The organism is Streptomyces sp. NPDC040589 (assembly GCF_055594445.1).
The window spans coordinates 985,785-994,750 of record NZ_JBVIWP010000003.1; the positions used below are offsets into that span (position 1 = coordinate 985,785).

General features: G+C 72.1%; 9 protein-coding genes, 1 other RNA gene and 1 pseudogene. 7 read left to right on the plus strand and 4 right to left on the minus strand.

The features are described 5' to 3' along the window. Nucleotides 1–171 precede the first annotated feature (171 nt). The 3 genes from ACZ58V_RS16965 to ACZ58V_RS16975 are packed head-to-tail and all read left to right on the plus strand — an operon-like array spanning nucleotide 172 to nucleotide 3,119. Nucleotides 172–1,029, plus strand: coding sequence for a Nif3-like dinuclear metal center hexameric protein (locus ACZ58V_RS16965; protein ID WP_471290597.1), 858 nt, complete (start codon nucleotides 172–174; stop codon nucleotides 1,027–1,029). Then, nucleotides 1,026–1,769 (plus strand): zinc ribbon domain-containing protein, encoded by a 744-nt coding sequence (locus ACZ58V_RS16970; protein ID WP_189725048.1) that lies wholly within the window; start codon nucleotides 1,026–1,028, stop codon nucleotides 1,767–1,769. Before ACZ58V_RS16965 ends, ACZ58V_RS16970 begins: the two co-directional genes overlap by 4 nt. Nucleotides 1,770–1,802: 33 nt before the next feature. Next, nucleotides 1,803–3,119: a bifunctional RNase H/acid phosphatase gene (locus tag ACZ58V_RS16975; RefSeq protein ID WP_471290707.1), complete on the plus strand. Its 1,317-nt coding sequence runs from the start codon at nucleotides 1,803–1,805 to the stop codon at nucleotides 3,117–3,119. Here the strand turns inward: ACZ58V_RS16975 and ACZ58V_RS16980 are convergent. From ACZ58V_RS16980 to ACZ58V_RS16995, 4 genes are all read right to left on the minus strand, one after another. Beyond that, nucleotides 3,094–3,741, minus strand: coding sequence for a bifunctional 4-hydroxy-2-oxoglutarate aldolase/2-dehydro-3-deoxy-phosphogluconate aldolase (locus ACZ58V_RS16980; RefSeq protein ID WP_471290598.1), 648 nt, complete (start codon nucleotides 3,739–3,741; stop codon nucleotides 3,094–3,096). The two genes, ACZ58V_RS16975 and ACZ58V_RS16980, sit on opposite strands and share 26 nt — an antisense overlap. Nucleotides 3,742–3,816: 75 nt before the next feature. Further along, a complete protein-coding gene (gene yaaA, locus ACZ58V_RS16985) occupies nucleotides 3,817–4,599 on the minus strand; it encodes a peroxide stress protein YaaA (protein ID WP_468190937.1) in 783 nt (260 codons plus the stop codon). A 65-nt stretch (nucleotides 4,600–4,664) separates the two neighbouring features. Next, complete coding sequence (locus tag ACZ58V_RS16990; RefSeq protein WP_471290599.1) at nucleotides 4,665–5,246, minus strand: hypothetical protein; 582 nt, start codon at nucleotides 5,244–5,246, stop codon at nucleotides 4,665–4,667. A gap of 67 nt (nucleotides 5,247–5,313) precedes the next feature. Continuing rightward, nucleotides 5,314–6,069: a MerR family transcriptional regulator gene (locus ACZ58V_RS16995; protein ID WP_468190932.1), complete on the minus strand. Its 756-nt coding sequence runs from the start codon at nucleotides 6,067–6,069 to the stop codon at nucleotides 5,314–5,316. A 132-nt stretch (nucleotides 6,070–6,201) separates the two neighbouring features. Here ACZ58V_RS16995 and ACZ58V_RS17000 point away from each other — a divergent pair, with 132 nt between their 5' ends. From ACZ58V_RS17000 to rnpB, 4 genes and pseudogenes are all read left to right on the plus strand, one after another. Next, nucleotides 6,202–6,768: a Uma2 family endonuclease gene (locus ACZ58V_RS17000; RefSeq protein WP_471290600.1), complete on the plus strand. Its 567-nt coding sequence runs from the start codon at nucleotides 6,202–6,204 to the stop codon at nucleotides 6,766–6,768. A gap of 22 nt (nucleotides 6,769–6,790) precedes the next feature. Further along, nucleotides 6,791–7,639 (plus strand): AraC family ligand binding domain-containing protein, encoded by an 849-nt coding sequence (locus ACZ58V_RS17005; RefSeq protein ID WP_471290601.1) that lies wholly within the window; start codon nucleotides 6,791–6,793, stop codon nucleotides 7,637–7,639. A gap of 82 nt (nucleotides 7,640–7,721) precedes the next feature. Then, nucleotides 7,722–8,438, plus strand: a pseudogene (locus tag ACZ58V_RS17010) (DMT family transporter); the annotation flags it as partial. Nucleotides 8,439–8,553: 115 nt separating this feature from the next. Further along, nucleotides 8,554–8,965: RNase P RNA component class A (gene rnpB / locus ACZ58V_RS17015), an RNA gene on the plus strand. Nucleotide 8,966: the final 1 nt, after the last annotated feature.

Consider the following 8,966-nt stretch of genomic DNA (forward strand, 5'->3'; position numbering starts at 1 on the left):
AGGAACGATTCGCCTGAGGAAAAGGGTGCATTTGTGCTCGGCGGGGTGACAGGTGGCCGACGGGGGTGGTGACGGTGGCCGGGGCGGTGGCCGGGGCGGCGGCCGGGGTAGTGGCCGGGGCGGTGGCGGTGGCGGTTCAACGCCACAGATCAGGCGGGTAGCCTTGCTCCCGTGCCCCGTCTGTCTGAAGTCATCGCCGCGCTCGAGAACCTGTGGCCCGCCGAGCGGGCCGAGTCCTGGGACGCGGTCGGCACCGTCGTGGGCGACCCGGACCAGGAGGTCAGCCGGGTCCTGTTCGCCGTCGACCCGGTCCAGGAGATCGTCGACGAGGCGGTGAAGCTGGGCGCCGACCTGCTCGTCACCCACCACCCGCTCTATCTGCGCGGCACGACGACCGTCGCGGCCACCCACTTCAAGGGCCGTGTCGTCCACACCCTCATCAAGAACGACATCGCGCTGCACGTCGCCCACACCAACGCCGACACCGCCGACCCGGGCGTCTCCGACGCCCTCGCGGGCGCCCTGGACCTGCGCGTCACCGGACCGCTCGTCCCGGACCCCACCGACCCCGAGGGCCGCCGGGGCCTGGGCCGCGTCTGCGCGCTGGACCCCCCGCTGACCGTCCGCGAGTTCGCCGCCCGCGCCGCCGAGCGGCTGCCCGCCACCGCGCAGGGCATCCGGGTCGCCGGCGACCCCGAGGCGCTGCTGCGCACGGTCGCCGTCAGCGGCGGCTCCGGCGACAGCCTCTTCGACCACGTACACGCGGCGGGTGTCGACGCCTTCCTCACGGCGGACCTGCGCCACCACCCGGTGTCCGAGGCCATCGCCGCCCACAGCCCTCTCGCGCTGCTCGACGCGGCGCACTGGGCCACCGAATGGCCCTGGTGCGAGCTGGCCGCGAGCCAGCTCGACGAGATCTCCGACCGGCACGGATGGGACCTGCGCGTCCACGTCTCGAAGACGGTCACCGACCCCTGGACCGCGCACGCGGCCGCCACCACTTCTGACCCCCTGGGAGCCCCGAACTGAACGCCGAGCCCGCCGACCAGATCCGACTCCTCGACGTCCAGGACCTCGACGTCCGCCTCCAGCAGCTCGCGCACAAGCGGAAGTCGCTGCCCGAGCACGCCGAGATCGAGTCGCTCGCCAAGGACCACATCCAGCTGCGCGACCTGCTCGTGGCCGCGCAGACCGAGGAGAGCGACACCGCCCGCGAGCAGACCAAGGCCGAGCAGGACGTGGACCAGGTGCGCCAGCGCGCCACCCGCGACCAGCAGCGCCTGGACTCCGGTGCCGTCACCTCCCCCAAGGACCTGGAGAACCTCCAGCGTGAGATCGCCTCCCTCGCCAAGCGGCAGGGCGATCTGGAGGACGTCGTGCTGGAGGTCATGGAGCGCCGTGAGTCCGCGCAGGAGCGGACGGCCGAGCTGACCGAGCGGGTCTCCTCCGTCCAGTCGAAGATCGACGACGCGACCGCGCGCCGGGACGCCGCCTTCGAGCAGCTCGACGGCGAGGCCGCCACGGCGGCCAAGGAGCGCGAGGTCGTCGCCGCTTCGGTCCCCGCCGATCTGCTCAAGCTCTACGACAAGCTGCGCGAGCAGCAGGGCGGCGTCGGCGCGGCGAAGCTGTACGCGCGCAGCTGCCAGGGCTGCCGGCAGGAGCTGGCCCTCACGGAGCTGGCCGAGATCCGCAAGGCGGCGCCCGACACGGTGATCCGCTGCGAGAACTGCCGGCGCATCCTGGTGCGCACGTCCGAGTCGGGTCTGTAGTCGGGTCTGTAAGAGGTGACAGGGGCGGTGGCCGTGCGGGAGTTCATCGTCGAGGCCGACGGCGGGTCGCGGGGCAACCCGGGGCCCGCGGGCTACGGGGCCGTGGTGAGCGACGCGGCGACGGGGGAGACCCTGCGGGAGGTGGCCGAGTACATCGGCGTCGCCACGAACAACGTCGCCGAGTACCGGGGCCTCCTCGCCGGCCTGCGCGCCGCCCATGAACTGGACCCGGCCGCGACGGTCCACGTCCGGATGGACTCCAAGCTCGTCATCGAGCAGATGTCGGGCCGCTGGAAGATCAAGCACCCCGACATGAAGCCGCTGGCGGCAGAGTCGGCACGGGTGTTCCCGCCGGGGCGGGTGACGTACGAGTGGATGCCGAGAGAGCAGAACAAGCACGCGGACCGGCTGGCCAACGAGGCGATGGACGCGGGGGCCAGGGGAGAACAGTGGTCGGAGTCGACCTCGACCGCTGAGCTGGACACGTCTGACGGGGCGGGGTCCGATGCCGGGTCTTCCGTCGGGCTTTCTGTCGCCGGTGGAACGACGGGGCAGGACGGCGGCGAAGCCGCAGTGGCCGGGGGTGATGCGGACATTCGTGCCGCCCAGGCCGACGCCGATCCACCCCACGTCCGTGCCGGCGCCGACGCACGCTCGGTCAAGGCCGGCGCCGACACCCGTGCCGCCAAGGCCGTTGCCACGCCCGGCTGGGCCCCCGCCGACATGGGTGCCCCCGCCACCTTCGTGCTCCTGCGCCACGGCGAGACCCCCCTCACCCCGCAGAAGCGCTTCTCGGGCAGCGGCGGCACCGACCCCTCCCTCTCCGACGCCGGGCGGGAGCAGGCCGAGCGGGCCGCCGCGATGCTGGCCCGGCGCGGCACCATCCAGGCGATCGTGTCATCGCCCCTCGCCCGCACCCGCGAGACCGCCGGTATCGTCGCCGACCGGCTCGGGCTCGACGTGAGCATCGAAGACGGGCTGCGCGAGACCGACTTCGGCGCCTGGGAGGGACTCACCTTCGCCGAGGTGCGCGAGCGCCACCCCGACGACCTGAACGCCTGGCTGGCCTCCCCGGACGTCGAACCCACCGGCGGCGGAGAGAGCTTCGCGGCGACGGGCACCCGGCTCGCCGCCGCGCGCGACAGGCTGGTCGCGGCGTACGCGGGCCGCACGGTCCTGCTCGTCACGCACGTGACCCCGATCAAGACGCTCGTCCGGCTCGCCCTCGGCGCCCCGCCGGAGTCCCTGTTCCGCATGGAACTCTCGGCCGCGTCCCTGTCGGTCGTGGCGTACTACGCGGACGGCAACGCCAGCGTCCGCCTCCTCAACGACACGTCCCACCTGCGCTGAGCCCCGCCGCCGCACGGGCCAGCGCCTCGACACGGCCCCAGTCGTGGGTCGCCACCGCGTCCTGCGGGAGCATCCAACTCCCGCCCACGCAGCCGACGTTGGGCAGCGCCAGATAGTCCGGCGCGGAGGCCGGACCGATCCCGCCCGTCGGGCAGAAGCGGGCCTGCGGCAGCGGCCCGGCGAGCGACTTGAGATACGCCGTACCGCCCGCGGCCTCGGCCGGGAAGAACTTCATCTCCCGCACCTCGCGTTCCAGCAGCGCCACGACCTCCGACGTGGTCGACACCCCCGGCAGGAACGGCACCCCGGACGCCCGCATCGCGTCCAGCAGCAGGTCCGTCCAGCCAGGGCTGACCAGGAACCGGGCGCCCGCGGCCACCGACTCCTCGACCTGCCCGGGGCTGATCACCGTCCCGGCACCGACCAGCGCCCCCGGCACCTGCCCCGCGATCTCCCGGATCGCCTCCAGCGCCGCGGGCGTCCGCAACGTCACCTCGATCGCGGGCAGCCCGCCGGCCACCAGCGCCCGCGCCAGCGGTACGGCGTCGCTCGCGTCCTCGATGACGACAACAGGGATGACGGGCGCGAGGTCCAGCACGGAGGCGGGCAGGGGAGAGACCATGGCGGTATCCTGCCGCCGACCCGGCAACATGCGCAAAGCTCATTGCGCATGCTGCAACAAGCGCTGTCGGCTGGGTCAGTGAACCTCGTCCACCAGCACATCCAGCGCCCACGCCTGCCCCGCCTTGGCCGGCGCCTCGGCCTCCACGACGTACCCGAGATCCCGCAAGGCCGTGACCAGCTCGGCCGGGCCCTTCGGATCGGCCCCGGCGGTCAGCAGGCCGCGCACGATCCGCCCCTTGGTCGCCTTGTTGAAGTGGCTGACCACCTTCCGCGTCGGTGCGTGCAGCACCCGTACCGACGCCGTGCGCCCGGCGACCTCGCCCTTCGGCTTCCAGGCGGCGGCGTACGCGGCGGACCGCAGATCCAGCACCAGCCCGTCCCCGGCCGCCTCGGGAAGCACCGACGCCATCGGCGTACGCCAGTGCGCGCCCAGCGCCCCGAGCCCCGGCAGCCTCACCCCCATCGAGCACCGGTACGACGGAATCCGGTCCGTCACCCGCACGGCACCCCACAACCCGGAGAACACGAGCAGCGAGCGCGCCGCCCGCCGCTTGGCGGAGGCGTCCAGGGTCGCCAGGCCGAGGGCGTCGTAGAGCACGCCGGTGTAGATCTCCCCGGCCGGCCGCGCTCCCGCCGTCCGCAGCTCCGCGTTCTTCGCGACCTCGCCCCGCAGCCCCTCGCTGAGCCCGAGCACCTCGCGCGCCTTCTCCTCGTCGCCGGCGCACAGCTCGACCAGCTCGGCGAGGACGGCCTCCCGGGCGTCGGTCAGCCCCGGCAACGACAGCGACTCCGTCTTCAGCGGGGCACCGCGGCCGGAGGAGGCCTTGCCTTCGGACGGCGGCAGCAGGACAAGCACGCGTACTCCTTCGATCGAACTCCGCCGACAGCGTACGGGGACCCGCGTCGACCTCAGACTCGACCTCAGACTCGAGCCCGGCCGAGGGCGCGGACGAGGCCGTCGGCGTCGTCGGCGTGGAAGCGGACGACACGGACCGGGCGCCGGCGCCCGAAGAAGCTGAGATGGGTGACGGGTTCCGTCAGCTCGATCGTGACGGTCGTCTGGGCGCCCACCTCGACATCGAGCTCGCCGTCGGCCCGCTCGTGCGTCATCCGCAGCTCGCGCCGCACCGAGGCGATCCGCTCCAGCGGCACACGCAGATCGACATGCACGTACCGCCGGATCCGCAGCTCACCGCCGACCGGATCCAGTACGTGCGGACGTACGACGGACGAGGCGTGCAGCCCGACGACGAAGACGACGCCGTACACGTCCAGGAAGAGGAAGACGGCGTGCACGGTAGGCCAGTCCCGCAGCAGCACGGACAACGCCACGGTCTCGACGACACACACGAAGGCGAACCCGAACATCATCGCGCCCTGGCCGCGCGCGTACCCGAACGCCTGACCACCACCCCCGGCCCCCTGCGTACGCCGCGCCACCCACAGCACGAGACTCACGAGCACGCGTATTTCGTGCCGGACCAGCAGCCACGGGATCCTCATCGGCGCTCCTCGGTGACGAGACGTGCCAGCGCCCACACCTCAGGCCGGACCAGCAGCCAAGGGATCCTCATCGTCGCTCCTCGGTGAGAAGGTGCAGCGTCCGGCGGATCGCCTCCGCCTGGGCCGGGGCCAGGTCGGCGTAGAAGGCGCGCAGGACACTGTCGTCGTGGTCGAGATCCCCGACCTCCGGGAACAGCCCCGGGGGAATGCAGTCGGCCAGGGCCCGGGCGGCCTCGGCGACACGCGGATCGTCCGGCTCCGCCTCGGCGAGCGCGTCGAGCAGCGCGTACGTCTCGTTGGCCCGCGCCACGGCCTCGGGATTCCCCAGGGCCTCACCCAACGACGACACGAGCTGCTCCCGTGCCTCGTCCGGCATGGCCGTCTCCAGGAAGGCCATGATCTCGCGGTCCTTGGCGGCCATGGGCGAGTCCGACAACTGCGCCGACCCGGCGAACAGCGCGGCCAGCTCGGGCGACACCGGCCCTTCAACCGGCAACCCACCCTCCGCCTCCAGCAGGATCCGCAACCGCCCCCGCCGCTCCCGGATGGCCTCCTCCTGCCGCGCCAGATCCTCGTCCAGCTCGGTCAGCACCTCGACCAGGTCCTTCCCGGCCTCGTCCGCCAGCACATCCCGCACCTCGGCGAGCCCGAGCCCCAGCTCGGTCAGCCGCCGGATCCGCGCCAGCACGACAGCGTGCCGCAGGCCGTACTCCCGATACCCGTTCGCCCGCCGCTCCGGTTCGGGCAGCAGGCCCAGCTGGTGATAGTGCCGCACGGCCCGCGTGGTGACGCCCACGGCGACGGCGAGTTCTCCGATCCGCATGGGACCAGTGAAGACGTTGACGTTGCGGCAAGGTCAAGCGACACCATCGAGTGAACGGCTCCCCACCCCACGGCCGTGATTCGCGCCGTGTCCCAGTCTGGTCAGTGATCGTCGGAGGGGAGCATCATCGCTATGGCGCAGGATCCGTACACGCAGAAACTGCTGCTGGACTGGTTCGTCGAACTGGACACCCCGGAGGGCTTCCGGGCGGAGCTTGTCGAGGGCGAGTTCGTTCTTACGCCGCTGCCTGACGGGCATCATGAGCACTGCATCAGCCGGATCGTGGGCCAGCTCTACCGGCGCTCTGAGTTCGACATTCAGTTCTCAGGGAACAAGGGCCTGAAGCTGGGGCACGCGCATGGCCATCCTCAGGACCACGTAATCCCTGATGGCACGATCGTCGCCCGCGCACAACGGCTCTTCCGAGGGGCGCCCTCTTGGATGGCCTGTGAGGGAGTCACCATGGTGCTGGAGGTGACATTCACCAGGTCGGATATCGACCGCGTGGCCAAACGCCGTTGCTACGCCCGCGGTGGTATCCCCTTCTACCTGCTCGTCGACCGCGACGCCTCCTCGACCACCCTGTTCACCGAGCCGGAGGAGAACGACTACCGCCGGCTCTGCACCGCGGCCTTCGGTAGACCGCTCACTCTCCCGGAACCCTTCGCCTTCGACCTGGACACCACCCACTTCCTCTGATCCCCTGTGGTGGGGGGACGGGGTGACCGCACAGGAACGCACACGCGAGCAGGCCAGATGGACCAGGGCACGGCTGGGCCGCTGCGGCCCGTCCCTCGACCTCCTCACCGCCCACTTCGAACAGCACGTCTACGCGCCGCACGCGCACACCGAGTTCACCATCGGCGTCACGGTCGGCGGCTCGGAGGTCATCGCCTACCGGGGCGGGCGGATCCACTCCTCCCCCGGCTCGATCGTCGTCCTGGAACCGGGCGAGATGCACACCGGTGGCCCGGCCGCCTCCGACGGGTACGCCTACCAGGCCTTCTACGCCGAGCCGTCCCTCCTCACCGACGGCACCGACCGCACCCCCGGTAGCCTCCCGCACTTCCGGGACGCCGTCCTCCACGACCCGGACCTGGCCGCCGCCCTCCGCCGCGCCCACACGGACATCAGCAACTGCCCCGACCCCCTGGAGGCCGAGTCCCGGCTGCCCTGGCTGCTCACGGCGCTGGCCCGCCGCCACTCCACGGCCCGCGCGAGCGACGACACACTGCCCGGCGCCGGCCTCATCGCCAGGGCCGTACGCGACCGCCTCGCCGACGAACTGCTGGACCCTCCCTCCCTGGCCGCCCTCGCCACCGACCTCGGCCTGTCCCGCTACCAGCTCCTGCGCGCCTTCCGCACGACCATGGGCGTACCGCCGTACGCCTGGCTCGCCCAGCACCGGGTCGCCAGGGCCCGTGGTCTTCTGGAGTCCGGCCTGCGCCCCGCCGAGGTCGCCGGACTCGTCGGCTTCGCCGACCAGGCGCACCTCACCCGCTGGTTCCGCCGGGTCCTGGGGGTGACCCCCGCGGCGTACCGCAACAGCGTTCAAGACACGGCGAGGTGAGGCGGCCGAGACTCGCCGCATGACTGCACGCGGCTGGTTCCTGTTCTCCCTGATGGGAGTGATCTGGGGCGTCCCCTACCTGATGATCAAGGTGGCGGTGGACGCCGTGTCCCCGTCCATGGTGGTGTTCACGCGCTGCGCGCTGGGCGCCGCACTCCTGCTCCCCTTCGCGATACGCCAGGGCGGCCTGCCCGGCATCGTGCGGACCCACTGGCGCCCGATGCTGGCCTTCGCGTGCATCGAGATCATCGGCCCTTGGTGGACCCTGACCGACGCGGAACGCCACCTCTCCAGCTCTACGGCGGGCCTGCTGATCGCCGGCGTCCCGATCGTGGGCGTGGCCCTGGCCCGCTTCTTCGGCGAGACGGAGAAGCTGGGGGTGAGGCGGGTGACCGGACTCGGCCTGGGCCTGGCCGGCGTAGGGGTCCTCACGGTCCCGCACCTGACGGGCGGCGACGCGAAGTCGCTGGCCGAGGTACTGGTGACGGTGGTGGGCTACGCGACGGCGCCCCTGATAGCGGCCCGCCATCTGAAGAACGTCCCGACCCTCCAGCTCATCGCCCCCTGCCTGGCCCTGGCGGCGCTGGTCTATGCCCCGGCGGCGGCGATGACCTGGCCGTCGGCCATGCCCTCCCCCTCGGTCCTGGCCGCGCTGGCGGCCCTGGGAGTCGTCTGCACGGCGATCGCCTTCGTGGCCTTCCTGGAGCTGATCAAGGAGGCGGGCCCGACCAGGGCGACGGTCTTCACCTACGTCAATCCGGCGGTCGCGGTGGCGGCGGGCGCGGTCTTCCTGGACGAGCAGCTGACGGCGTCCATCGTGGCGGCGTTCACGCTGATCCTCGCGGGCTCGGTCCTCGCCACCGCCGCCGGTCCGCGCCCCCGCTCACGCCCGGTACCATGGTCGACACGGCAGACGAGCCGGGCGGACGGCCGCGTGGAGTCCCCCTGACGGGGAGCTTCCCGAGGAACGTCCGGGCTCCACAGGGCAGGGTGGTGGCTAACGGCCACCCGGGGTGACCCGCGGGACAGTGCCACAGAAAGCAAACCGCCCAGCGCTTCGGCACTGGGTAAGGGTGAAACGGTGGTGTAAGAGACCACCAGTGCCCAGGGCGACCTGGGCAGCTAGGTAAACCCCACCCGGAGCAAGGTCAAGAGGGGCCGCCTTTTCGAAGGTGTCCCTGCGCGGACGATCGAGGGCTGCCCGCCCGAGTCCGCGGGTAGACCGCACGAGGCCGGTGGCAACGCCGGCCCTAGATGGATGGCCGTCGCCCCGGCTCCCGCGAGGGAACCGGGGAACAGAACCCGGCGTACAGCCCGACTCGTCTGC

Coding starts and splice junctions, on each gene's coding strand:
- ACZ58V_RS16980 (WP_471290598.1), bottom strand. CDS start 3,741: ATGGTCTCTCCCCTGCCCGCCTCCGTGCTGGACCTCGCGCCCGTCATC.
- ACZ58V_RS16990 (WP_471290599.1), bottom strand. CDS start 5,246: ATGAGGATCCCGTGGCTGCTGGTCCGGCACGAAATACGCGTGCTCGTG.
- ACZ58V_RS16995 (WP_468190932.1), bottom strand. CDS start 6,069: ATGCGGATCGGAGAACTCGCCGTCGCCGTGGGCGTCACCACGCGGGCC.
- ACZ58V_RS17000 (WP_471290600.1), top strand. CDS start 6,202: ATGGCGCAGGATCCGTACACGCAGAAACTGCTGCTGGACTGGTTCGTC.